Source organism: Burkholderia sp. E168m23 (assembly GCF_016586125.1).
GTDB lineage: Bacteria > Pseudomonadota > Gammaproteobacteria > Burkholderiales > Burkholderiaceae > Burkholderia > Burkholderia orbicola.
Genome location: NZ_BCPP01001340.1, coordinates 1 through 1396, shown reverse-complemented (window position 1 = coordinate 1396; position 1396 = coordinate 1). Strand labels below are relative to the sequence as shown.

Below are 1396 nucleotides of genomic sequence, written 5' to 3'. Positions count from 1 at the left end.
AGCAGGCATTCGGCGTAGCGGCCGAGCCGGGTCGGCCGAAACCCGTCGAGCGCGCGATGCAGCGGCCCGGGCTGCGCATCGAGCGCGGCGAGCCACGCTTCGACGGCCGCTTGGCCCGCTGCATCCGGCCATGGGCGCGCGAGCGGCGCGCCCGGCACCGCGGTGAGCAGGCTCGGGCTGGCGAGCAGCCAGCCCAGATCGCGCACCGCGGCGTCATGCAGCGTATCGACGAACGCGAACGCCGCGCCGGTCGTCATGGCCCGGCCGGGCCGTTCGTGTCGGCGCTTTCCGCACGCTTGAACGTGTCGCGCGCGAGGCACAGGTCGGCCCACGCCTTCGACTTGTCCTGCAGGCTGCGCAACAGGTATGCCGGGTGATAGGTGACGATCACCGGCACGCCCTCGTACGCATGCACGCGGCCGCGCAGCGACGCGATGCTCGCGTCCGTCTTCAGCAGCGTCTGCGCGGCAAACCGGCCGAGCGCGACGATCAGCTTCGGCTTCACGAGCGCGACCTGGCGCTGCAGATACGGCTCGCAGCTCGCGACCTCGTCCGGCTCCGGGTTGCGGTTGCCGGGCGGGCGGCACTTGATCACGTTCGCGATGTACACGTTGTCGCCACGCTTGAGCGCCAGCGACTGCAGCATGTTGTCGAGCAGCTTGCCGGCCTGACCGACGAACGGCTCGCCCTGCTTGTCCTCGTTCTCGCCCGGCGCTTCGCCGATCAGCATCCAGTCCGCTTCGCGATCACCGACGCCGAACACGGTGTTGGTCCGCTTCTCGCACAGACGGCACAGCGTGCAGTCGGCCACGCGCGCGGCCAGCGCATCCCAGTCGAGCACGGCGACCGGTGTGCCGGCGGGGCGCGATTCGGCGAGCGGCACGGGCACGGATTCGCCCGGCGGCGCCGCGTCGAACCACGCGAAATCGTCGTCTCCCGCCGGCGGTGCATCATCCTTCGGCGGCATCGTATCGGTCGATGCGGGCGATGTGATCGATGCAGCCTGCGCGGACGGGCGATCGCCGTCGACTACACCGTGCGCCGGCGCCCGCGACTCGCGAGCCGGCAAACCATCGGCAGCGCCACGCGCGACGGCCGTCGGCCTGTCGCCCTGTGCCGGCGCATACGCTGCACGCACCGGCCGCTCGGCGGCGACGGCGGTACCGTCGTCGGGCGCCGCGGTTTGCGCGACGGCAGGCGCGTCGGCTGCCGCGCCTTCGTCCGCGCGCTGCCCGCGCCGCACCCAGATCTGCGCGAGGCCCAGTTCCTCGAGCGCCGCTTCACCCCACGCCATGCGCGTCCCCCTCGTCCTTGTTCAGCGTCAGACGCATCACGATCGCGTCCTCCCGGCTGCGATGCTTCGCCGGATAGTAGTTCTTGCGCCGGCCGATCGTCA

At 71.8% G+C, this 1396-nt stretch carries 2 protein-coding genes and 1 pseudogene; all 3 read right to left on the bottom strand.

Annotated features, from left to right (window positions below):
* On the bottom strand, nt 1–257 hold a 257-nt coding region (locus tag JMF90_RS37105; protein ID WP_201326345.1), incomplete at its 3' end, for a DUF1853 family protein.
* Nucleotides 254–1294, bottom strand: coding sequence for a uracil-DNA glycosylase (locus tag JMF90_RS37100; RefSeq protein WP_201316980.1), 1041 nt, complete (start codon nt 1292–1294; stop codon nt 254–256). The genes JMF90_RS37105 and JMF90_RS37100, both read right to left, overlap by 4 nt.
* A pseudogene (locus JMF90_RS37095) lies at nt 1281–1396 on the bottom strand (ribosomal-protein-alanine N-acetyltransferase); the annotation flags it as partial. The pseudogene JMF90_RS37095 and the gene JMF90_RS37100, both read right to left, overlap by 14 nt.